The 21,689-nt window shown below is 57.5% G+C and carries 22 protein-coding genes; 15 read left to right on the forward strand and 7 right to left on the reverse strand.

Annotated elements, in window-relative coordinates; genetic code table 11:
- Positions 1 to 22: 22 nt before the first annotated feature.
- Positions 23 to 505: an SsrA-binding protein SmpB gene (gene smpB, locus EYC82_RS17260; RefSeq protein WP_279250876.1), complete on the reverse strand. Its 483-nt coding sequence runs from the start codon at positions 503 to 505 to the stop codon at positions 23 to 25.
- A 107-nt stretch (positions 506 to 612) separates the two neighbouring features.
- On the opposite strand from smpB, the gene EYC82_RS17265 reads away from it, so the two are divergent.
- Genes EYC82_RS17265 through EYC82_RS17275 form a run of 3 tightly spaced genes read left to right on the forward strand, consistent with a single transcriptional unit; the run spans position 613 to position 2,773 of the window.
- Positions 613 to 1,989, forward strand: coding sequence for a sodium-dependent transporter (locus EYC82_RS17265; RefSeq protein WP_279250877.1), 1,377 nt, complete (start codon positions 613 to 615; stop codon positions 1,987 to 1,989).
- 33 nt (positions 1,990 to 2,022) lie between these two features.
- Positions 2,023 to 2,454 carry a type II toxin-antitoxin system RatA family toxin gene (locus tag EYC82_RS17270; RefSeq protein WP_279250878.1) on the forward strand — a complete coding sequence of 144 codons (432 nt, stop codon included), beginning with the start codon at positions 2,023 to 2,025 and terminating at the stop codon, positions 2,452 to 2,454.
- Between the two features lie 4 nt (positions 2,455 to 2,458).
- Entirely contained in the window at positions 2,459 to 2,773 is a 315-nt protein-coding gene (locus EYC82_RS17275) for an RnfH family protein (protein ID WP_279250879.1), read from the forward strand.
- 100 nt (positions 2,774 to 2,873) lie between these two features.
- Here the strand turns inward: EYC82_RS17275 and EYC82_RS17280 are convergent, their stop codons facing one another.
- Positions 2,874 to 3,230 (reverse strand): outer membrane protein assembly factor BamE, encoded by a 357-nt coding sequence (locus EYC82_RS17280; protein WP_279250880.1) that lies wholly within the window; start codon positions 3,228 to 3,230, stop codon positions 2,874 to 2,876.
- 74 nt (positions 3,231 to 3,304) lie between these two features.
- Here EYC82_RS17280 and fur point away from each other — a divergent pair, with 74 nt between their 5' ends.
- Positions 3,305 to 3,721, forward strand: a complete 417-nt coding sequence (gene fur, locus EYC82_RS17285; protein WP_279250881.1) for a ferric iron uptake transcriptional regulator — start codon at positions 3,305 to 3,307, stop codon at positions 3,719 to 3,721.
- Here fur and recN read toward each other — a convergent pair.
- Positions 3,718 to 5,367, reverse strand: coding sequence for a DNA repair protein RecN (gene recN / locus EYC82_RS17290; RefSeq protein ID WP_279250882.1), 1,650 nt, complete (start codon positions 5,365 to 5,367; stop codon positions 3,718 to 3,720). The genes fur and recN overlap by 4 nt on opposite strands.
- Before the next feature lie 134 nt (positions 5,368 to 5,501).
- Between recN and hrcA the strand changes: the two genes are divergently transcribed.
- The 10 genes from hrcA to EYC82_RS17340 all read left to right on the forward strand — a co-directional run bounded on the left by hrcA (position 5,502) and on the right by EYC82_RS17340 (position 16,552).
- Positions 5,502 to 6,551 (forward strand): heat-inducible transcriptional repressor HrcA, encoded by a 1,050-nt coding sequence (hrcA, locus tag EYC82_RS17295; protein WP_341475073.1) that lies wholly within the window; start codon positions 5,502 to 5,504, stop codon positions 6,549 to 6,551.
- Between the two features lie 83 nt (positions 6,552 to 6,634).
- On the forward strand, positions 6,635 to 7,279 hold the full coding sequence (grpE, locus tag EYC82_RS17300; protein ID WP_423243927.1) for a nucleotide exchange factor GrpE: 645 nt from the start codon (positions 6,635 to 6,637) through the stop codon (positions 7,277 to 7,279).
- 96 nt (positions 7,280 to 7,375) lie between these two features.
- The gene (dnaK, locus tag EYC82_RS17305; RefSeq protein WP_279250884.1) at positions 7,376 to 9,307 is read left to right on the forward strand and encodes a molecular chaperone DnaK; all 1,932 of its coding nucleotides are present in this window, start codon (positions 7,376 to 7,378) and stop codon (positions 9,305 to 9,307) included.
- 144 nt (positions 9,308 to 9,451) lie between these two features.
- Positions 9,452 to 10,573 carry a molecular chaperone DnaJ gene (gene dnaJ / locus EYC82_RS17310; RefSeq protein WP_279250885.1) on the forward strand — a complete coding sequence of 374 codons (1,122 nt, stop codon included), beginning with the start codon at positions 9,452 to 9,454 and terminating at the stop codon, positions 10,571 to 10,573.
- Positions 10,570 to 11,373: a 4-hydroxy-tetrahydrodipicolinate reductase gene (gene dapB / locus EYC82_RS17315; RefSeq protein ID WP_279250886.1), complete on the forward strand. Its 804-nt coding sequence runs from the start codon at positions 10,570 to 10,572 to the stop codon at positions 11,371 to 11,373. Before dnaJ ends, dapB begins: the two co-directional genes overlap by 4 nt.
- A 59-nt stretch (positions 11,374 to 11,432) precedes the next feature.
- Complete coding sequence (gene trxA, locus EYC82_RS17320; RefSeq protein ID WP_423243925.1) at positions 11,433 to 12,287, forward strand: thioredoxin; 855 nt, start codon at positions 11,433 to 11,435, stop codon at positions 12,285 to 12,287.
- 123 nt (positions 12,288 to 12,410) lie between these two features.
- The gene (locus EYC82_RS17325) at positions 12,411 to 13,451 is read left to right on the forward strand and encodes an LLM class F420-dependent oxidoreductase (protein WP_279250888.1); all 1,041 of its coding nucleotides are present in this window, start codon (positions 12,411 to 12,413) and stop codon (positions 13,449 to 13,451) included.
- Between the two features lie 52 nt (positions 13,452 to 13,503).
- Positions 13,504 to 15,282, forward strand: coding sequence for a bifunctional isocitrate dehydrogenase kinase/phosphatase (aceK, locus tag EYC82_RS17330; protein WP_423243926.1), 1,779 nt, complete (start codon positions 13,504 to 13,506; stop codon positions 15,280 to 15,282).
- Positions 15,282 to 15,989, forward strand: a complete 708-nt coding sequence (locus EYC82_RS17335; protein ID WP_279250889.1) for a histidine phosphatase family protein — start codon at positions 15,282 to 15,284, stop codon at positions 15,987 to 15,989. Before aceK ends, EYC82_RS17335 begins: the two co-directional genes overlap by 1 nt.
- 20 nt (positions 15,990 to 16,009) lie before the next feature.
- Positions 16,010 to 16,552 (forward strand): histidine phosphatase family protein, encoded by a 543-nt coding sequence (locus tag EYC82_RS17340; protein WP_279250947.1) that lies wholly within the window; start codon positions 16,010 to 16,012, stop codon positions 16,550 to 16,552.
- On the opposite strand, the gene EYC82_RS17345 is transcribed toward EYC82_RS17340, so the two are convergent.
- From EYC82_RS17345 to EYC82_RS17360, 4 genes are all read right to left on the reverse strand, one after another.
- Positions 16,549 to 17,403 carry an acyl-CoA thioesterase gene (locus EYC82_RS17345; RefSeq protein ID WP_279250890.1) on the reverse strand — a complete coding sequence of 285 codons (855 nt, stop codon included), beginning with the start codon at positions 17,401 to 17,403 and terminating at the stop codon, positions 16,549 to 16,551. The two genes, EYC82_RS17340 and EYC82_RS17345, sit on opposite strands and share 4 nt — an antisense overlap.
- Positions 17,404 to 17,422: 19 nt before the next feature.
- A complete protein-coding gene (locus EYC82_RS17350) occupies positions 17,423 to 18,724 on the reverse strand; it encodes a TetR/AcrR family transcriptional regulator (protein WP_279250891.1) in 1,302 nt (433 codons plus the stop codon).
- A 91-nt stretch (positions 18,725 to 18,815) separates the two neighbouring features.
- Positions 18,816 to 20,171 carry an MATE family efflux transporter gene (locus EYC82_RS17355; RefSeq protein ID WP_279250892.1) on the reverse strand — a complete coding sequence of 452 codons (1,356 nt, stop codon included), beginning with the start codon at positions 20,169 to 20,171 and terminating at the stop codon, positions 18,816 to 18,818.
- A 57-nt stretch (positions 20,172 to 20,228) separates the two neighbouring features.
- Positions 20,229 to 20,804, reverse strand: coding sequence for a DNA-3-methyladenine glycosylase I (locus tag EYC82_RS17360; RefSeq protein ID WP_279250893.1), 576 nt, complete (start codon positions 20,802 to 20,804; stop codon positions 20,229 to 20,231).
- Positions 20,805 to 20,924: 120 nt separating this feature from the next.
- On the opposite strand from EYC82_RS17360, the gene EYC82_RS17365 reads away from it, so the two are divergent.
- Positions 20,925 to 21,683, forward strand: a complete 759-nt coding sequence (locus EYC82_RS17365; RefSeq protein WP_279250894.1) for an enoyl-CoA hydratase/isomerase family protein — start codon at positions 20,925 to 20,927, stop codon at positions 21,681 to 21,683.
- Positions 21,684 to 21,689: the final 6 nt, after the last annotated feature.

Genomic DNA, 21,689 nt, shown 5'->3' on the forward strand with positions numbered 1-21,689 from the left:
GACGAACTCGATGCGTGTGGTCTTATTGCTTTACATTGTCTCTGACAATGCGTTGTTTTTGGCGGCTCCAGTCACGGTCTTTCTCGGTGTCGCGCTTGTCGTGTGATTTTTTGCCGGTGGCCAGCGCAAGGCGTGCTTTCACCAGGTGGCCTTTCCAGTACAGCTGCGTGCACACGCAGGTTTGTCCTTTCTTGGTGGTCGCATCCAGTATCTTCGCCAGCTCTTTTTTATTCAGCAGTAATTTGCGCGTGCGGGTCGGCTCGGCCACCACATGGGTTGAGGCGGTATCCAGTGGAATAATATGACAGCCCAGCAGCCAGGCCTCGCCATTTTTCATCAGTACGTAGGTGTCGGCCAGATCCGCCTGGCCCAGACGCAGGCTCTTTACCTCCCAGCCTGCCAGTGCAACGCCCGCCTCAAAATCATCTGACAGTTTGTAATCAAAGCTGGCGCGCCGATTGCGGGCAATCACGTTGTCGTGCTTCTTGGGTTTCTTCTTGGACATGGCGCGCATTATACGGCCCTCGCTGCGGGCGGGAACGTGAATCTTCCTCTTTTCAAGTAACGCCAGCTGGGGCAGTCTAAGCTGATGAATAGTATGGCTTTTTTGAGATGACAAAGGCCGTTGTCGGCAGCGATGACCAGTGGGGCACGCGGACGACGTTTTTCCTCGCGCTGTCGGCCGCGGCGATCGGGCTCGGCAACATCTGGCGTTTTTCCTACCTCACCGGCGAATACGGTGGCGGCGCTTTCGTGATCAGCTATGTGGCGTGCCTGTTGCTGGTAGCAGTGCCCCTGTTAATTGCCGAGGTCGTGCTGGGCGCCCAGGGCGGGCCTGGCCCCGTTGCGGCTATTCATCGGGCGGGCGATGCGTCGGGGTTATCCCGGGGCTGGGGGTTGGTGGGCGTGCTGGCCTCTGTTTGTGGGCTGCTTATTCTGTCCTGTCTTATTGTGGTGGCGGGCTGGTGTATGGCGTATGCCGGCTTTATGCACAGTGGCGTTTTTTCATCCGCGGTCCCGGTCGAAGTAGGGCAACACTTTGCCGGTTACCTCAGCGACCCCGCCCCCCAGATGTATTGGCAAAGCCTGTTCCTGTTGATGGCCGCCGGCACCCTGGTGCTCGGTATCCGGCGCGGCCTGGCGCTGCTGGTCTGGCTGGTAGTGCCACTGGCCGTCGCGCTGCTGGCCTTCCTGATCAAGTTTAATTTCGATAATGGCAATATCGAGGCTGCCGGTGATTTTCTGTTTACAACACGCATGGCAGACTTCTCGCCCCGCACGGTGTTAATGGCGCTGGCGCACGCGTTGTTCACGCTGGCGATTGGCGTGGGCACGGGCATCAGTTACGGGGCGTATGCGGCCGGCGATATTCCCCCGGGGCGGTCGGTGATTGCCGTGGCGTTATTCGATACGCTGTTTGGCTTGCTGGCGGGTATTGCGATTTTCCCCGTGGTGTTTGCCAACAATCTGGAGCCCGCCGTGGGCCCGGGCCTGTTGTTTATCAGCCTGCCGTATGCCTTTGGTAACCTGCAGCAAGGCGAGTTGGCCGGCACGGTATTTTTTCTGCTGATGACCGTGGCGGCCCTCGGCTCGGCGGTGGCGATCAAGGAGCCCATTGTGGCGGGCCTGATCCGTCATCTGCGACTGTCGCGTTTCACGGCCTGTCTGGTGGTTGGGGCGGTGGTTTGGTTGATGGCGCAGGCGGTGGTGGTGTCGCTCGGGCCGGGTAACGCCTTTCCGTCGCTGGGTGGTGGTAATCTGTTGGGCCTGTTCGATATTCTGACTGCGGGCGTCTTGCTGCCGGTGGTCGCCTTTTTACTGTCCCTGCTGGTGGGCTGGCGCCTCTCGCCTGAGCTGTTGCGTGAGGGTTTGGCGCGGGAGTCAGATCGGTTTTTCTCGCTCTGGTACTTCCTGTTGCGCTATATTGCGCCGCCGGCGATCGCGCTGCTCCTGTTGATGTCTGCCCTGGGGGAGTCGGGAATTGTATGAGCAGGAGCAAGCTATCAACGTGGAGCCCAGTGCATGACCACCATTGACCGCAGCGCTTTGCTGCCCTACAACGCCGGGCAGTTGTACGAACTGGTGAACGACGTTGAGGCCTACCCATTATTTATGGACGGCTGTGTGGGAGCAGAGGTGCTCAGCCGCGGCGAAAACCAGTTGGAGGCCCGCCTCGATCTGGCCCGCGGCGGCATTCGCCAGAGTTTCACTACCCGCAACCGGATGCTGGCGGGCGAGGCGATTACACTGGAGCTGGTTGATGGACCGTTTGATGCGTTTTTCGGGCGCTGGGACTTTCGTGTATTGGACGAATCGGCGTGTAAAATGAGCTTGAAACTGGAGTTTACCTTCAGCAGCGCGGTGCTCGGCCTGGCGGCCTCCAGGTTGTTTGAAAAAGTGTCCAGTAACCTGGTCGATGCCGTTGGTCGGCGCGCCGCACACTTATACGGTTAAGACAATGAGCGAAGACAAGACAATGATTGTAGAGGTCGCCTACGCCCTCCCCGAGAAGCAGGCGATACTCGAAGTGGAGATCGTCGAGGGCGCCTCGGTGCTGGAGGCGGTGCGCCAATCCGGTATTGCCGGCAAGTTCGAAGAGATCGATCTCGACAATGCGAAGTTTGGTATTTTTGGTCACGTGGTGGCGGCCAAGCAAGTGCTCAAGGCGGGTGAGCGCGTAGAAATATACCGTCCTCTTATTGCCGATCCCAAGGATGTGCGCAAGGCCCGGGCGCAGCGCGCCAAGGAGCGGCGAGAACAGGATACGCCCTAGCGCCTCACGGGCATCGGTCGGCGCGGTGCGCCACTGACCAGTTCAGTGCGGTGCTGGGTATTACGGTTTGCGCGCCCCGGAGTAGCCGGAGTTGGAAAAACTAGATATCGGGGTTATCGCCGCCCCATTCTATGGGAACGAGATCTTCTGAGCCGATGACATCGACCAGCAGGTCCATATCGAAGAGGACCGTGAGTTTCGACTGGTCCAGCACTTTCATGCCGTTGCGTTTTACGTAGATATAATCCCACCGATCCGGATTGAACGTGTCCTCCACCAGCGGGGTGCCCAGAATAAAGCGCACCTGCCGCTTGGTCATGCCGGGTTGCAGCTGACCTGCCATTTCCTGCGTGACGATGTTGCCCTGTTCGATATCCAGACGATACACACCGGGAAAGCCGAACCAACCGCAGGCGGTAAGCGTCGTGATCGAGAGTAAAATCAGCAGTAGCCGCATCGGATAAAACTTCCACTTGCATTAGAGGAATGGCATCATACCTCTCCCAGACAGCACAGAGAAGCCCCGGGTCCATGGCCGAGCAAAATCAGGAACTTCGCAAGGCGGGTTTGAAAATAACCCTGCCCCGCGTCAAGATTCTCCAAATCCTTGAGGCGTCCGAAGGCGGCTCCCAGCACCTCAGTGCAGAAGACGTCTACCGCGCGCTGTTGGCGGCGGGTGAGGATGTGGGATTAGCGACGGTTTACCGCGTGCTTACCCAGTTCGAAAACGCGGGGCTGGTGACGCGACACCACTTCGAAACGGGGCATTCCGTGTTTGAGCTTGCCAAAGGCGAGCACCACGACCATATGGTCTGCGTGGCCAGTGGCGATGTGGTGGAATTTACCGACCCGGTGATCGAAAAGCGTCAGCACGAGATTGCCGAAGAGCACGGCTACGAACTGATGGATCACTCTCTGGTGCTCTACGTGCGCAAAAAAGAGGGCTAGCTGCCCAGCATTTCCTTCGCATGGGCCAGGGTCTGCTTGGTAATCTTGACGCCCCCCAGCATGCGGGCGATCTCCTCGACTTTTTCGTCGTCACTGAGTGAGCGCAGTCCGGCTTCGGTGGTTTTCCCATCGCTTGCCTTGGTCACCTGCAGGTGATGACGGCCTTGGGCTGCGACCTGGGGCAGGTGGGTGACACAGAGCACCTGGGCGCGCTCACCGAGGGCGCGGAGTAACTTGCCCACCACCTCTGCCACGGCACCGCCAATGCCCACATCCACCTCGTCAAATACCATGCTCGGCACTGTGGCGGTATCGGCGGTGACCACACCAATAGCAAGGCTAATGCGCGACAGCTCGCCACCGGAGGCCACTTTGCCCAATTCCCGCGGCGGTGCACCGGGGTTGGTGCTAATCAGAAATTCGATATCCTCCTCGCCATGGGGGTGCGGATGATCGTTCTTGACCGGGTGAAAGCCAATCTCGAATTGACAGCCAGACATGGCCAGAGAATCCAGTTGTTTGGTGGTTTGCTTGACCAGTTTTTTTGCCGCGCTGCGGCGCTGCTTGCCGAGTCGCTTGGCGTCGGTGGCGTACTGGGTAACCAGTCCATCCATCTCAGCTTCCAGCTGTTCGATTCGCTCACTGCCGCCTGCCAGCCCCTTGAGTTCTTCCCGCAGTGACTGGTGCATCTCCTGCAGCTTCTCGGGCAGTACCTTGTGCTTGCGAGCGACATCGTAAATGGCTTCGAGGCGCTGTTGCACAGTGCTCAGTCGCTCGGGGTTGACCTGTACCGTATCGAGGTGGCGCTGCAATTCACCCCGTGCCTCGCTCAGTTGAATGGCAGCTGAGTCCAGCAGGGCGCGGGCATCGGTGGCGGCCTCGGTCGTATGGGTGTCACCATCGATTAGTTTTAACGCCTGGTGCAGGCCGCTCGCCTGTTCTTCGCACAGCGTCAGTGCCTGTTCGGTATCCTTGAGAATGTCCTCCGCATTGCCCAGCAGTTTTTGCTCCCGCTCCAGTTCGGCCAGTTCGCCCGCCTGCAAGTCCAGGCTGTCCAGTTCTTCAACCTGGTAGGCAAGTAATTGCATCCGTCCGCTGTGTTCGTCCTTGGAGCCGGCCAGCAAGGCCAGTTCGCGCTGCTTGCGCAACCACTCGGAGGCACATTCCTCCACCTGGCGAGTCAGGGGCCTGTGCCCCGCATAGGCGTCCAGCATCTCCCGCTGTACCGGTTTGCGCAGCAATGACTGGTGGGCGTGCTGGCCGTGAATATCGACCAGCAGGGCGCCGAGGTCGGCGCAATCCTGCAGGGTGCACACGCTGCCATTGATGTAGGCGCGGCTGCGGCCCTCCCGGGTGATGACCCGGCGTAGCAGGCAGTCTTCCCCGTCGCCAAGATCCCGGGTCTTGAGCCAGTGGACGGCCGAGGGAATGGCAGAGAGGTCGAAGCTGGCGCTGATTTCGGCCTTGTCGCAACCGTGGCGGATCGACTTGGCATCTGCCCGGTCGCCAAGACACAGGCCGAGGGCGTCCAGCATGATGGATTTGCCCGCCCCGGTTTCGCCGGTGATAACGGTCATACCGCTGCCGAATTCCATCTCCAGGGCGGTAATCACTGTGTAGTTGCTGATAGTGAGTTGCGTGAGCATGGTGTCGTCGCCGTTATTTTGTCTGTTATACCCTGTCCGGGGGCCGGTTTAAACCACTCGTGTATATCACTATTCAGCGTTTTCCGTCACTTTGTTAATGACACCTGCTGTGATACAACCACAGGGAGTTAATTGTGCATGCGACGGGTATGGCAGCAGGTGAAATTTCAAAGCGCGCCAGTGTTCTGTTAAAGACGCTGGTGGAGCACCACATTCGAGACGGTCAGCCGGTCGGCTCCAGCACCCTGCGTGAGGCGGCGGGCTTGCCGGTGAGTGCGGCGACGATTCGCAACGTGATGTCGGATCTGGAGGACCGGGGGTTTTTACACTCGCCCCACACGTCCGCTGGACGCGTGCCCACGGCGCTGGGTTACCGGGTCTTCGTGGATTCCCTGCTGCAAGTGCAGCCGCTGGAGCAGGAAGCCGTGTCGGTGCTGCGCGCCGAGTTGCACCCCGATAAATCCTCCTCGGATCTGGTGCAGTCTGCTTCGCACCTGCTGTCCAGTATTACGGCTCAGGCCGGGCTGGTGACAGTGCCCCGCCCGGAGACCAACCAGTTGAGACAGGTTGAGTTTCTGCCCTTGTCGGGTGACCGGGTGTTGGTGATATTGGTGGTGAATGAACGGGAAGTACAAAATCGCATCATTCATACCCGGCGTGTCTACTCCGAGGAAGAGCTGAGAGAAGCTGCGGTGCTGGTGAATCAGCGTTATGCTGGCCGCCCCCTGTCCGAGGTGCAATCGCGTATTGTGCGCGAGATGCAGGAGGCGCGCAGCCAGATTGATAACTATCTCGAGGAAGCGCTTACGCTGGCCAACCAGGCGCTGGAACAGGATGAGCAGGACGATGAGTATGTCATGGCGGGGCAGTCGCGCCTGCTGGGAGGGGCGACGGCGGAGGAGTTTGACCGTCTGCGTGGCCTGTTTGAATCCTTTGAGCGAAAAAAGGATTTGCTGCATTTGCTGGAGCGCTGTACCCGGGCGAATGGGGTGCAGATTTTTATCGGCGAAGAGGCCGGTTACGAGGTGTTCGGCGACTTCAGTGTGGTCACCGCACCTTACAGCGATGGTGCGCGGACGCTCGGCGTGCTGGGGGTGATTGGCCCTACCCGCATGGAATACAACCGGGTGATTCCCATCGTGGATGTCACCGCCCGCATGTTGAGTTCGGCCCTGTCGAGCTAGCCAGTAAGAAAACACCCTGTCCGCAGCGCTAAAAACCTCGCTTTTTTTCTCTATTTGGGCTTGAATTGCGCCCCCTTGGCCTCATATCGGGGTTTGAGGTCCGTGAAGTGCTGTGGCACACCGGTGAAACTAGCAAGATTTGGAGGAAGAGCGTGGCCGAAGAAGACCAGAAGCAGCCCGAGGCTGGTCAGGAACAGGAACCCGCGGCACAGGAGGCCCAGGAGCCGGTCCAGACAGAGGGCGAAGAGCAGACGCCCGAGAGCCCGGAGGAGACGATAGCCCGGCTGGAGGAAGCTGTATCGACCGCACACGATGAGGCTCTGCGAGCCCAGGCAGAAGCGCAGAATGCGATTCGCCGTGCCGAGCAGGATGTGGAAAAGGCGCGCAAGTTTGCGCTGGAGCGCTTTTGCAATGAGTTGCTGCCCGTCGTGGATAATCTCGAGCGTGCACTGGAAGCCGCCGAGGGTGACGAGGAGATTCTCAAGCCTATCGCCGAAGGGGTGGAGCTCACGCTCAAGAGTTTTCTGGACGCGCTGCAGAAGTTCAGTATCGAGCCGGTGTCCCCGCAGGGGGAGCCGTTTGATCCGCAGTTGCACCAGGCCATGACCATGGTTGAGAACGGTGAGGTAGAACCCAACACGGTCATCGCTGTCATGCAGAAGGGGTACACCCTGAATGGGCGCCTGGTGCGGCCGGCGATGGTGATGGTGAGCAAGAGCCCCGCGTAGACGCCGCGCCCTTGAAATCGGTCCGAAAGGGCCAATATAGAGAACAGACGAAACAGTTAGCGCCGGTGGTAAGCCGGCAGGACAATGGAGAAGACAATGGGAAAGATAATCGGAATTGACCTTGGAACCACCAACTCCTGTGTGTCGGTCCTTGAAGGCGGTAAGCCCAAGGTGATCGAGAACGCAGAAGGTGATCGCACCACACCCTCCATCGTGGGTTACACCGAGGAAGGTGAAATTCTGGTGGGTCAGAGCGCAAAGCGCCAGGCAGTGACTAACCCGACTAACACGCTGTATGCGGTGAAGCGCCTCATCGGTCGTAAGTTCAAAGACGATGTCGTGCAGAAAGACATCAAGATGGTGCCCTACACCATCGCAGAAGCGGACAATGGCGACGCCTGGGTAGAGGCACGTGGCGAGAAGATGGCGCCACCGCAGGTGTCGGCAGAAGTACTGCGCAAGATGAAAAAGACCGCCGAGGAATACCTCGGTGAGACGGTCACAGAAGCGGTTGTCACTGTACCGGCCTACTTTAATGATTCCCAGCGCCAGGCCACCAAGGATGCCGGGCGCATCGCGGGTCTCGACGTCAAGCGCATTATCAACGAGCCGACGGCCGCTGCGCTGGCTTACGGTATGGATAAAGCGAAGGGTGACCACACAGTGGCGGTTTACGACCTCGGTGGTGGTACCTTCGATATTTCTATTATCGAGATCGCCGAGGTGGATGGAGAGCACCAGTTTGAAGTGTTGTCGACCAACGGTGACACATTCCTCGGCGGCGAAGACTTTGACCTGCGCCTCATCGAGTATTTGGCGGAGGAGTTTAAAAAGGATAGCGGTATCGATGTGCACAACGATCCCCTGGCCCTGCAGCGCCTGAAGGAAGCGGCTGAAAAGGCCAAGATCGAGCTGTCGAGCGCCCAGCAAACAGAAGTTAACCTGCCCTACATCACGGCGGATGCGACCGGGCCCAAGCACCTGGTGGTGAAACTGAGCCGCGCCAAGCTGGAAGCCCTGGTGGAAGACCTGGTCAACCGCTCCATGGATCCGGTGAAGATGGCATTGAAAGATGCGGGCCTGTCACCCTCTGAAATCGACGACGTCATTCTGGTCGGTGGTCAGACACGCATGCCGTTGGTTCAGACGCAGGTGGCAGATTACTTTGGTAAGGAGCCGCGCCGGGATGTAAACCCGGATGAGGCGGTTGCTATGGGTGCCTCTATTCAGGGCGCAGTGCTGGCTGGCGATGTGAAAGACGTATTGTTGCTTGACGTGACCCCGCTGACATTGGGTATCGAAACCGCGGGCGGTGTAGCCACGCCGTTGATCGAAAAGAACACCACGATTCCGACCAAGAAGTCGCAGGTGTTTTCGACGTACGAGGACAACCAGACAGCGGTGACTATTCATGTCATCCAGGGCGAGCGTAAGCAGGCCTCGGGCAACAAGTCGCTGGGGCGTTTTGACTTAGCGGATATTCCCCCGGCGCAGCGCGGCATGCCGCAGATCGAGGTAACGTTCGACCTCGATGCCAACGGTATTCTGCACGTGTCTGCCAAGGACAAGGCAACGGGTAAAGAGCAGTCTATCCGCATCACGGCATCGGGCGGTCTGAGCGAGGAGGACATCGAGCAAATGGTGGCCGACGCGGAGACCAATGCCGAAGCGGACGCCAAGTTCGAGGAACTGGTAACAGCTCGCAATACCTGTGATGGCTTGGTGCACGCGGCCAGAAAGACCATCGAAGAGGCGGGCGAGCACGCCACTGAAGAGGAAAAGGCAGCCATCGAAGCGGCTATCGTGCAGGCTGAGGAGTCCCTCAAGGCGGATGACAAGGAGGCAATCGATGCGGCAGCGACCGCGCTGACTGAGTCAACGGGCCCCGTGGCGCAAAAGATGTATGCGGCACAGGCAGCCGAGGGTGAAGCGGCGGCCGCAGCAGAAGCCGGAGCAGAGTCCGATTCTGCAGGCGGTGAAGACGTGGTCGATGCCGAGTTCGAGGAAGTGAAAGACGACCAGAAGTAAGGCTTTAGAGCCGCTTGGGGAACGCCTCCAACAACGGGCCGCGCACATCGGCGGTCCGGGAGAGGCTAACTTCCGCAGTGAACACCTGGCAGGGGACAGATTTAATATCTGTCCCCTTTTATGATTTACGGTAACCTGAAATTTATGTCAAAACGCGATTATTACGAAGTGCTTGGTGTCAGCAAGGGCGCCGATGAAAAGGAGGTCAAAAAGGCTTACCGCCGGGTAGCGATGAAGTGTCACCCGGACCGTAACCCTGGCGACGCCGAGGCAGAGGCCAGTTTCAAAGAGGCCTCCGAGGCCTACGAGATTCTGTCCGATTCCGAGAAGCGTTCGGCGTACGACCAGTACGGCCATGCTGGTGTCGACCCTTCCATGGGCGGCGGCGGTTTTGGAGGCGGTAATTTCAGCGACATCTTTGGTGATGTCTTCGGAGATATTTTTGGTGGCGGCCGCGGTCGCTCAGGTCCCCAGCGGGGCTCTGACCTGCGCTACACACTGGACATCTCGTTGGAGGATGCCGTGAAGGGCGCCACGGTAGAAATCCGTGTACCCAGCTTGAATGCCTGCGATACCTGCGACGGGTCCGGCGCCAGTCCCGGCAGCTCGCCGACCACCTGCGGTACCTGTGGCGGTGTCGGCCAGGTGCGCATGCAACAGGGCTTGTTCCAGGTGCAGCAAACCTGCCCCACCTGTCGCGGTCGCGGCAAAAGCATCAGCGACCCCTGTAACAGTTGTCATGGCCAGGGTCGAGTCGAAACCACCAAGACCCTCTCGGTCAAAGTGCCGCCGGGTGTCGATACCGGCGACCGTATTCGCCTCTCAGGTGAGGGTGAAGCGGGTCCGGAGGGTGGACCGTCCGGTGATTTATTCGTTCAGATGTCGGTACGGCAGCACGCCATTTTTGAGCGTGATGGAAAAAACCTGTATTGCGAGGTTCCGATCACCTTCGCGGATGCAGCCCTCGGTGGAGAGCTGGATGTGCCGACTCTGGATGGGCGCGTTAAATTGAAGATTCCCGCTGAGACGCAAACGGGTAAACTGTTTCGCTTGCGCGGTAAAGGTGTGAAGCCGGTGCGCGGTGGCAGCGTCGGCGATCTGTTGTGCCGTGTCGACATGGAGACGCCGGTGAAACTGAACAAGGAACAAAAGGGATTGATCGAGGAGCTTCGAGCCAGTTTGGGGCAGGGTGGCAAGAGCCATTCTCCGCGCCAGACCAGTTGGTTTGAGGGTGTGAAGAATTTCTTTGACGATTTGACAACATGACAACACGTATTGGTATCACCGGCGCTGCCGGACGCATGGGCCGAACGCTGGTCGAGGCGATTGATCAGGTGGACGGCCTGCAACTGACCGCGGCTATTGAAAGCCCGCAGAGCAGTTTGCTGGGCGCGGATGCCGGCGAGTTGGCCGGCCTCGGGCGCAATGGCGTCACCGTGGTCGATTCCCTCGAGTCTGTCATCGATAGTATTGATGTGCTCATCGACTTTACGGTGCCAGCGGCCACAGCTGCGAATGTTGCCGTATGCGCCGACAAAGGCGTTGCGATGGCGATAGGGACGACCGGCTTTACGCCGGAACAACAGCTGGTTATCGATGCGGCGGCGACACGCATTGCCGTTTGCAAGGCGTCCAACTTCAGTACCGGCGTGAATCTGTGCTTTAAATTATTGGATATGGCGGCCAGGGTGTTGGGCGACGATGTCGACGTCGAGGTGTATGAAGCGCATCACCGACATAAGATCGATGCACCGTCGGGCACCGCGTTGAGTATGGGACAGGTGGTGGCGGATGCGCTGGATCGCGATCTGGATAGGGTCGCTGTGTATGGTCGAGAGGGCCAGACCGGTGCGCGTAAGCGAGAGACGATCGGCTTCGCTACCGTGCGGGCCGGCGATATCGTCGGTGACCATACGGTAACATTTGCCGCTGACGGCGAGCGCGTGGAAATTACCCACAAGGCGTCCAGTCGTATGTCTTTTGCTCGTGGCGCGGTACGCGCGGCCGGTTGGCTGGCGGAGCAAAAAGCCGGACTGTACGACATGAGAGACGTACTGGGGCTCTAGGGCTGTGCATCGACACGCACGGGGCAGCGATTGCGCACTGAATTATGCAAGGTGAGAACGTGACTGAACATATAGTTAACATCGATGAAACCAATGCATCGGCGTTGTTGATAGAGGAGTCCCACAAGCGCCCGGTCGTAGTGGATTTCTGGGCCGATTGGTGTGAGCCGTGCAAGGTATTGATGCCTTTGCTGGAAAAAATCGCCAACGAATACGCTGGTGCTTTTTTGCTTGCCAAGGTCAATGCAGACGAGCAACAGGGAATTGCACAGCAGCTGGGTGTGCGCAGCTTACCCACTGTGATGGTCATCCAGGGTGGTCAGCCAGTGGATGGTTTTGCAGGTGCCCAGACGGAAACCTTCGTGCGCGATATGCTCGCTAAGTATCTTCCCAAGCCCTGGGACGCATTGGTGCAGCAGGCCGAGGCGGCTATGGCCGAGGGTGATTATACCGAGGCACTGACTCTGCTGCGCCAGGCATGGAACGACTCTAATCAGGAACATGGCATTACCATGGCCTATGCCCATGCCCTGATTGAGGCTATGCGGCTCGATGAGGCGGAGACGGTGCTGGACGGCGTGCGTATGGCCGACAAGGACGCCGCGTATGAGCAGTTGCGCGCACAGCTGGAGATCAAGCGAGAGGCGTCCAAGTCACCGGAAATAGAGGCCCTGGAGAAAAAACTGGCAGAAAACCCGGATGATCTCGATGTGCGCTATCAGCTCGGCGTGCAATATACCGATAATGGGCAGTTCCGGGAGGCCATGGAGCATCTGGTGGAGATCCTGCGCAAGGATCTTGATCACGGCGAGGGCGCGGCCAAACGCATGCTGCTGGATACGATTTCGTCGCTGGGCAAGGGCGATCCGCTGGCGGTGGAGTATCAGCGTAAGCTCTACAGCCTGCTGTACTGAGAATGTCACCGCAAAACAAGTTTTGCCAATTCCTGCTGCCATCAGGCAAAATGCAGCGCGAGACCAACAATGACCTGAACGATAGCCGCGACTTCTGAGTCGGGCTGACACTGGAGATGACTTATGAAATTGGGCTTTCTGCTGGGCTATTCCGGTAAAGAAATCAGTGTTCCGATCGACTTAATCCGACAGGCGGAATCCGTCGGCTTCGATTCCGTGTGGACGGCAGAGGCCTATGGCAATGACGCCGTAACGACAGCCTCATGGATTCTCGCCCAGACCGAAAAGATCAAGGTCGGTACGGCGATTATGCAGATGCCCGCACGCACGCCCGCGATGTGTGCCATGACGTCCATGTCCCTGCACCAGTTGTCGGGCGGGCGTTTTATTGCAGGTCTTGGCGCATCCGGTCCGCAGGTGGTTGAGGGTTGGCACGGTGTGCCTTACGGCAAGCCAGTGACGCGCACCAAGGAATACATCCAGATCATGCGTGAAATCATGAAACGCGAAGGTCCAGTTGAATTCGATGGAAAAGTCTACCAGATGCCTAATCATGGAGAGGGCACTACAGGGCTGGGCAAGCCGCTCAAATCTATTCTCAGCGCGTGTCCTGACGTGCCGATTTACACCGCATCAATCACGCCTGCTGGTCTGCGTTGTGCCGGTGAATTTGCCGACGGCGTTTTTCCCGTTTGGATGAACCCCGAGAAATACGATGTCCTCGGAGAGCACATTGAGCAGGGGTTTGAGAAGGCCGGGCATGGTAAGGGCCTGAAAGATTTCGATATTGCGCCCTTCGTGACAGTGGCCCTCAACGATGACCTCGATGCGGCGTTCGATGCACTGAGGCCTTGGCTTGCACTCTATATCGGTGGCATGGGTGCCAAAGGCAAAAACTTTTATCACGACTACGCGGGCCGCCTTGGCTATGGCGAGGTCGCCACCCGCATCCAGGATTTGTACCTTGCGGGTGATAAGGAGGAGGCAACGGCGCTGGTCCCGAATGAATTGCTTGACGAAGTGGCTCTGGTGGGACCCAAGGAGCGCATCAAAGAGCGCCTCGTTCCCTGGAAAGAGGCGGGTAAACGCGGTGAAGTGGGCTCGATGCTGCTGTCTGTCGGCAATGTCGAAGTGATGGAACTGTTTGCCAAAGAACTGTTGTAGTCTGCGGTTTGCAAACCTGTCTGTGCAGTTGCCAGCGATTATTTGATACGCTGTGGCTGAGCATTTAGTGATCGGGGAGCGTTTGGTCCAGGTGGAGACGCGAGAGCGCTTTGCGCGCGCTATATTGTACGGGTTCGAATCTTACTTTGCCCGATTCCAGAACATTACGCTGGCAGCCGAACCTCGTTTCGCTAACGCAGACTGGCAGGGGCTGCGTGAATCCTCAATCGAGCGTATCAACCTTTACAAGACAAGTACCCGCGAGACACTGGCGACGGTCAAATTGCTGGCTGGTCAGGACTTAAAGCATCTGGAATTCTGGCGAGAAGCCAGAGCAATCTACGCCGGCTTGATCGACGGCCGCGACAATTTCGAAATTGCAGAGACCTACTTTAATTCGATGTACTGTGCGGTATTCAGTCATCAGAAGATTCGTGACGAATACGCGTTTGTGTTTTCGCCGCAGGGCGACATGCCCCCCGCCGACGTGAGCAAGGTGTACAGGACGTACCGGCCGGGCGATTCGATAAGCGGTATGCTGGGGCAGTTGCTCGACGATTACGCGTTCACCGTACCCTATGAGGATAAGCCTCGCGATATCAAGAATATCGAGCAGGCCCTTCAACGCTACTTTGCCAGTCGTGGTGACCTGCGCAGCCCTGATACTGAATTTCAGGTGCTTGAGCCCCATTTTTTCCGTAACAAGGGCGCCTATATTGTAGGCAGAATAGTCTGCCAGGGCCGTTCTGAGCCGATGGTATTGCCTATTCTCCACAGCGAGAATGGCAGTGTGTACGTCGACACGATCCTGTTCGGCTCCGACCGGGTGAGTGTGTTGTTCAGTTTTACCCGGGCGTATTTTCTGGTGGATGCATCAATACCCGCTCAGTGCGTTCTCTTTCTTCAGCAGCTCATGCCGGCCAAGCCTATCTCGGAAATTTACAGCGCGATTGGGCACAACAAGCACGGCAAAACCTACTATTACCGCTGTGCATTTCGGCATATGCGAGGGACTACCGACCAATTCAATATTGCGCCGGGCATCAAGGGCATGGTGATGACGGTATTCACTCTGCCGTCCTATGATTTTGTATTCAAGGTTATCAAGGATCGTTTCACGCCGCCAAAAGACATGACGCGAGAGCAGGTGAAGGCCAAGTACGCGTTGGTGAAGCGATGGGACAGGGCCGGACGCATGGCAGACACACAGGAGTTCAAGGGTCTCGCTTTTGCCAGAGAACGTTTTTCAGAAGCATTGATGGAAGAGCTGCGTGAGGTGGCGCCCTCGGTTATTGAGGAGCACGGTAAGACGCTGGTGATCAAGCATGTCTATGTGGAGCGACGTATGACGCCGCTAAACCTCTATCTGCAGGACGCGACGGACGAGCAGGTCGGGGCGGTTATGGATGAGTATGGGAATGCCATCAAACAGCTGGCCGCTGCGAATATATTTCCCGGAGATATGCTGCTCAAGAATTTTGGTGTAACCCGGCACGGCCGTGTTGTGTTTTACGATTATGATGAAATTCAACCGCTGACAGACTGTAACTTCCGGCGCATACCCGAGCCCCGTAATGAAGAGGATGAGATGTCGAGCAAGCCATGGTACACAGTAAGGGACAATGATATTTTTCCGGAAGAATTTTCGCTGTTTTTTTCCGGCAATCAACGTGCCCGGCAGGTGTTTGATACCTTGCATAGCGATATCTACGATGCGGCGTTCTGGCGAGGCTTGCAGGAGCGTATTCGCACCGGGCACGTTGAAGATTTTTTCCCCTACCGCCGCGAATTGCGTTTTGATCGGCGACTGACTGAAGCGGAAAGCGCCTGATGGCGACTATTTACCTTGTACGCCATGGACAAGCTTCTTTTGGCGCAGAAAACTACGACAAGCTCTCTGACCTCGGTTGTCGTCAGGCGCAGGTGACAGGAGCGTACTTTCGGGATACCGGTGTCGTTTTTGATGCCGTGTACAGCGGCGACTTATCGCGCCAGCGCGAGACAGCGCGTTTGGCGATAGCCAGTCAGCCCGCCGAAATCGCGCATCACATTGATCCTCGTTTCAACGAAATAGAAAACGATGAGCAGGTAAAGTACCTGGTGCCGGAAGTGGTAAAAACGAACCCCGAAATACAGGCCCTGGTAGACAGGGGTTTGAGTTCCGGCAAGGACTATCAGAAAGTGATCGAGGCGGTATTCAATTACTGGGTTTCGCCCGCATGTAGCGACACTCGCCTGGCGAGTTGGGCGGATTATTCTCAAGGTGTCCGCGAGGCCCTGGCTGACGTAATCCGGGCACAGGGTGCAGGAAAAACGGTCGGTATTTTTGCGTCCGGTGGTACGCTGGCGACCATCGTCGCCGATGTGTTGGGACTGGGCGGCGATGAGACCTATCAATTTTATGAGCCCGTATTCAACTGTTCGGTGACACAGCTTTTCTACAACCGCTCTAAAGTCTCCCTGTCGTACTACAACGACTGCTCGTTTCTTCGCGTACTCGGAGCACAGCAAGATGAAAACCTTGTCACCTATCGCTGAGGGGGGATCGGTTCATCGATATTTTTCTTGTCAGGCATGGTGAGGCGGCAGCCAGTTGGGGCGAAGCGCCGGACCCCGGGTTGAGCGAACTGGGGCGGCGGCAGGCCCAAACGGTAGCCGATGAGCTCGCTTTGCAGCTGCCACCTGATAGCCACCTGCTGAGCAGTCCATTGCAACGAGCCCTGGAAACCGCCGCACCACTGGCGCTGCACTTTGGTCGGGATCTTGACAAGCGCGATGCGTTTCGTGAAATTCCTGCACCTGTTCCGTTACCCGAGCGTCCGGCCTGGTTGCGGCGTTTTATGCAGCAGCGATGGTCCGAGCAGGAAGAAAATCTGCAGGCCTGGCGCAGGACTGCCCTCGATCAGCTACTGGAACTGGATCGTCCGGCCGCGGTGTTCACACATTTTCTGGTGATTAATGCGGTGGTGGGGCACGTCACCGGGCAAGCAGAAACATTGTGTTTCTGGCCCGATAACGGTTCTGTTACGCACCTCGTGCATAAGGGTGATTCGCTGGAACTGGTCAGCGAGGGTCGTCAGATGCAGACCGTGGTTAACTAGTCCTTGCGAACCCTGATCAGGCATTCCTGCGCAGTGGAGGCGACCAGCCGCCCGTCCTGCGAATAGAAACTACCACGGGCAAAGCCGCGGCCGCCAGCACCCACCGGGCTGTCCAGAGAGTACAGCAGGTATTCGTCTGCGCGGAAGGGCTGATGGAACCAGAGAGCGTGGTCGAGGCTGGCTGACTGCATGTCTTTATCGAAGCCGTGATGTGGGTGCGGCATGAGTGTTGTGCCGAGTAAGCCAAAGTCCGACATGAATGTGAGTAGGATTTGATGACGGCGCGGGTCTTCGCCGAGGTCACCTATCGCCCGAAACCAGATATTTTGCTGTGGCTTGCGAATCTCGTTGTTGAGAAAATCCCTCGGGTCAACCGGACGCCGTTCGATAGGCTGTCGCAACGGCGGGTCGAATCGATCCGGGTATTTTTCTGCCAGACGCGCCCAGCGAGCATGATCAGCCTCCAGACCCTCCGGCCCCGGTACGTCGGGCATGTCTGCGTTATGTTCCAGACCTTCCTCGTGTATATGAAAGGAAATGGAGGTGTTAAAGATGGCGACACCGTCCTGTCTTGCGACCACGTCGCGGGTCGTAAAGCTGCGCCCGTCACGTCGCCGCTCTACCTCAAACTGAATGTCTTTCGCGGGATCACCCGGGCGCAGAAAATAGGCGTGCATGGCGTGGGCCAGACGATCCTTGTCCACGGTGCGGGTGGCTGCATCCAGTGATTGGGCGGCTACCTGACCGCCAAAAACTCGGCGCGGCCGGGGTGGGCTGGTACCCCGAAATACATCTTCGCCGATTTCCTCAACGATCAGAAAACTGAGTAGTTTGTCGAGATCTGTAGCCACTTGCTGCTCCTGGTTTTGATTAGTCTGTGGCGTCTGCACGAGGCAGCAGGCCGTTGAATAATACGTTGAAATAGTCGATAGCGGCGCTCTCCGGGTCGTCTACTTCGCGCCATTTACCGATATCCATGGCGGCGTTGATCGCACCGGCAATCAGCTGCCGGGCAATAAAAATATTGATGGGTCTGACACTGCCGTCTTCAATGCCCTGCTCTAACAGTTGCCCAAAGTGGGTATTGAGTGCCTCTGTCTGCTTGAGAATTTCGCGCCTGCGCGCCATGGGCAGCGCGGTGATTGTGTTATAGCGGATCAATGGTCCGTCCGCTGAAATTTGTACTTTGAACGCTTCGAGGCAGATGCGCTGTGCCCTGATCAGGCCGCAGTCGGTGCCCCTGTCGGCGCGGTCATGAATGTCTCCGAGAATGTTGAGAGAGCGCTTGTAGCAGCTCGACAGTAGATCTTCCTTGCTTTTGATATGGTAGTAGAACGCGCCTTTGGAGACTTTCAGGTCTTCTGCAATTTCATCCAGGGACGCGCCGTTGAAGCCTCTGCGGTTGAAAAAGCGTGTGCCGGTTTTGTAAAAGGCTTCCTGTTTGAGGCGGTTTGTCTCCTCTCGATTAAAACCCTCCAGTGACTCGTTGGGGCGTTCACCGGGCGCGTCCAGCGCAACGGCGTGCAGTGGCTCCGTGCTGGCCAGACCGTTGGCAAGAATATCAAGTGCGGCGTGTGCCGTGGCCTCCAGTTGTTCCAATGGCACGCCGTGCAGCCAAGAGAACGTCCAATCGAGTGAGCCCATAATGGCTCGTGTTGTCGCCGTGCTTTCGCAAGGCCGTAGCGAGCCCTCTGCGACTCCGGTGCGAATATTGTTACGGACACGCTTGAACAGCGCAATATATTGCGCTTCGATTTCCTCTTTGTGCTGTCCCTTGAGTGCGGCAATTTCCATGAGGGCAGCAATATGGGGGCCGGTCCCGTTCTGGGCTGCTCCCCAACTGACGAAATGTTGTTTCAGAAAACCCGCAGCGCGCGCTCGCGGGTCTGTGGTCTCCTGCTCGATCGTATCGAGTGCGCTGTGATGATGTTCCAGGGCCACCCGATAGCACTGGTAGATTAAATCTTCTTTGGTCTTTACGTAATAATAGAGACTCGTCTTGGTCAGTCCGAGGCTGGATGCTATGTCTTGCAGCGTTGTGCCCCGGGACCCCTGGTAGTTAAACAGTTTGGCTGCCTGTGACAGAATCGCGCTGCGCTTTGCATCGTGCTGCGCGGTGCGGTTAAACGGGGAGGGCCCGCCGCTGTTTGGTAAGGCGTTATCGGAGGTCATGATCAGGGGTTCGGCGGCTGGCGGCTTACTGTTAGTTGTGCGATTCCAACTTTAAGTATTTTTTTTGTCGCTGTCCATAAAATCCGCCGTGTTAATGATCGAGGTCGAACTTCACATCCAGCCATTTGCGCGAACGGAAGCGGTAGATCAGCATTGTCGTCTTAATTAGGTAGTCCAGTGGCATCACGGCGAAAATCCAGTAAACGGACAGGTCCAGCCAGAGGAAGATGAGGGCGGTTAGCAGTCGCCCAAAGATGATGCCACAGAAAGTGGCAATGAGGGGGAAGCGGGTGTCGCCGGCGCCCCGCAGAGCGCCACCCAGTGTGAATTCAAATGCCATCAGCGGCTGTGCGATGGCAATCATATACATGAAAACGACAGTCAGGTGGATAACTTCCGGATCGTCGATCATGAAGGCGGCCAGCTCCTGCGCGAACAAGGCGAGCAGAATTGACAGTGTGGTCATCGCCGCCAGCGCCATGCGCAGGGAACGCGATACCGCTTTTATTGCGAATTCAGTGTTTCCCGCCCCCAGTTGCTGTCCTACGATAGTAGCGGTGGCAATACCGAAGCCAAATCCGATAACAATGGAAAACGCGACAAGCGTGATGCCTATCCCGTAGGCCGCATAGGCCTCAGTGCCATAGTTGGCAATAATCGCGAAAAACGCCAGAAAGGCGAGTTGTACGATGCCCTGCTCAAGCACCGCTGGCCCGCCTATGGACATGAACTGGCGTGTAATTGACCAGTCAATAGGCGCCCACTTGGCCGGTTTCAGATTAAAGGCACCGTGCCACCAGAACATCACAAAAGCGATCGTGATTAACGCCGCGCCGAAGCTGCCCCCCAGCGAAACCCCGGCTACGCCCATCTGCGGCAGGGGACCGGTGCCGAAGGCCAGCATATAGGCGAACACCATGTTGAGTGCGGAGCTAAATATCAGAAACCACAGCGGAGTAATGACGTCCCCTGTCGCACGCAGGGCGGTTCCGAGCATCATATTGATCGCTGCAAACACATTAAACAGGCCCAGCCAAAATATGAACTCGGCGGACAATCGGGTGGTTTCAGCGTCCAGCCCGAACAGCCCGGCGATTTGAGTGGGGATGATGAGTACCGGGATGCTCAGGATCGCGGCCAGTGAAACCGAGAGCACCAGCGAAATCCAGGAGACCAGCTCCGCTTGCCGAATCTGCTTCGCACCCCAGCTGCGCGCAATCATCGCGGTGGCGGCGACCGAGACGCCCATCAGGATCGCCTGAATCAGGAAAAACACCCGATGACCTGTGGTCACTGCCGCAACGGATGTCGTTCCGAGCTCGGCCACTATTTTGATATGTGCAAACCCTACGGTGGTAAATAACAGATTGGAGATAATCGTCGGCCAGGCCAGCTGCCAAACATGGCGGCTGGATGAGAGCGGAGTGTCACTCGTGGATGCAGACAAGGGGGATTCTCACTTCGGGGACGGAAAGCTTAACACTTTATCGCTGCGGGTGCTGGGCTAGGCCAGTTGACGGCATTCACTGTGACGGAAGCAGTCCGTCGTGTGGTCGTTGACCATGCCGGTAGCCTGCATAGTGGCATACAGTATGGTGGACCCGACGAAGGTGAATCCGCGTTTTTTCATATCCTTGCTGAGACGATCGGAAATCGGGCTGTTGGCGGGTACATCGGCCGACGACGGCCAGCAATTTTGCACAGGCTTGCCGTCCACGAAGTCCCAGATATAGCTGGCGAAGCTACCGCGATCCTCCTGAATCTTCAAAAAGGCCTGAGCGTTTTGCCGTGCGCCGAAAACCTTTAACCGGTTGCGAATGATCTGCGGATTCTGAAGCAGTGTTTCCAGCTTTTTATCGCTGTAGCGGGCAATTGACTGTGCATCGAAGTTATCAAAGGCCCGACGGTAACCCTCGCGTTTTCGCAGCACTGTGATCCAGGCTAGGCCCGCCTGTGCGCCCTCCAGTAAAAGAAACTGAAAAAGTGTGCTGTCATCGTATAGCGGCACGCCCCATTCATCGTCATGGTACGCCACGTATAAGGGATCGTCTGAGCACCATGTGCAACGTTTTTTCCCCACCGGATAGTCTCCTGTAGTTTGAACGCGAACGCAGTGTCACGCGTCGGTCCTGAGTAGACTGGCTAGCGAGCCCCGAGTGGCTGTGACACACTGCGCTGCACGTTTGCCAGGTAAGTTGCCATGACAGATTCTATTCTATTTAGCCAGACAGGCCACGTATGCCACCTGCTGTTAAACTGCCCCGAGCAGCACAATGCGCTGGGACGCGAGCAGCTGGATGGTATTCAGCGTGCGCTGGATCAAATAGAGAACGACCCGGAGGTGCGTGTGTTGCTGCTTACCGGCGCCGGCGAAAAGACCTTTTGTGCCGGTGCATCGTTGCGTGAACTGGATGCCAGTAACGCAGACGCGGCGGGCTTCCAGCTGATGACGGCGCGTGTGGCCAGACTCACGGTGCCGACTATATGTGCAGTGAATGGTGATCTTTACGGCGGCGGGGTGGAATTGGCGGCCAGTTGCGACATGCGTATCGGTGTGCGGGGTAGCAGGATGCGCGTGCCGGCAGCGGAACTGGGTTTATGTTACCCACTGGAGGGAATTTACCGGTTCCTGGAGTGCCTCGGTCCGGCACTTACCCGGCGAATACTAATGGGGGCAGAAGAATTCGATGCGGATGGCATGCTAAAGATAGGTTTTCTGGATCACCTGGTCGAGCGCGCAGATCTCGAACGGCGTGCGCAGGAGATGACCCAGCGGCTGGTTGCACTGGCACCTCTCGCGGTGAGCGCCATGAAACAAATTATTCGGCAGGCGGGGGAGTACAGCGTCGATCCCGCGATGGCCCAAACCCTGTTCAGGCAATGCCTTGAATCTGATGACTTCCAAGAGGGTCTGGCGGCGAAGCGCGAGAAACGCCCGCCAATATTCACAGCGCGCTAGCGAATG

The sequence above is a fragment of the Candidatus Marimicrobium litorale genome, from assembly GCF_026262645.1.
Classification (GTDB): Bacteria; Pseudomonadota; Gammaproteobacteria; order Pseudomonadales; family Halieaceae; genus Marimicrobium; species Marimicrobium litorale.

Excerpts from the sequence above, each read along its gene's own strand:
- EYC82_RS17350 (WP_279250891.1), bottom strand. The coding sequence starts at position 18,724 with ATGACCTCCGATAACGCCTTACCAAACAGCGGCGGGCCCTCCCCGTTT.
- dapB (WP_279250886.1), top strand. The coding sequence starts at position 10,570 with ATGACAACACGTATTGGTATCACCGGCGCTGCCGGACGCATGGGCCGA.
- EYC82_RS17265 (WP_279250877.1), top strand. The coding sequence starts at position 613 with ATGACAAAGGCCGTTGTCGGCAGCGATGACCAGTGGGGCACGCGGACG.
- fur (WP_279250881.1), top strand. The coding sequence starts at position 3,305 with ATGGCCGAGCAAAATCAGGAACTTCGCAAGGCGGGTTTGAAAATAACC.
- dnaJ (WP_279250885.1), top strand. The coding sequence starts at position 9,452 with ATGTCAAAACGCGATTATTACGAAGTGCTTGGTGTCAGCAAGGGCGCC.
- EYC82_RS17325 (WP_279250888.1), top strand. The coding sequence starts at position 12,411 with ATGAAATTGGGCTTTCTGCTGGGCTATTCCGGTAAAGAAATCAGTGTT.
- EYC82_RS17280 (WP_279250880.1), bottom strand. The coding sequence starts at position 3,230 with ATGCGGCTACTGCTGATTTTACTCTCGATCACGACGCTTACCGCCTGC.
- smpB (WP_279250876.1), bottom strand. The coding sequence starts at position 505 with ATGTCCAAGAAGAAACCCAAGAAGCACGACAACGTGATTGCCCGCAAT.
- dnaK (WP_279250884.1), top strand. The coding sequence starts at position 7,376 with ATGGGAAAGATAATCGGAATTGACCTTGGAACCACCAACTCCTGTGTG.
- EYC82_RS17335 (WP_279250889.1), top strand. The coding sequence starts at position 15,282 with ATGGCGACTATTTACCTTGTACGCCATGGACAAGCTTCTTTTGGCGCA.
- EYC82_RS17270 (WP_279250878.1), top strand. The coding sequence starts at position 2,023 with ATGACCACCATTGACCGCAGCGCTTTGCTGCCCTACAACGCCGGGCAG.
- EYC82_RS17365 (WP_279250894.1), top strand. The coding sequence starts at position 20,925 with ATGACAGATTCTATTCTATTTAGCCAGACAGGCCACGTATGCCACCTG.
- EYC82_RS17275 (WP_279250879.1), top strand. The coding sequence starts at position 2,459 with ATGAGCGAAGACAAGACAATGATTGTAGAGGTCGCCTACGCCCTCCCC.
- recN (WP_279250882.1), bottom strand. The coding sequence starts at position 5,367 with ATGCTCACGCAACTCACTATCAGCAACTACACAGTGATTACCGCCCTG.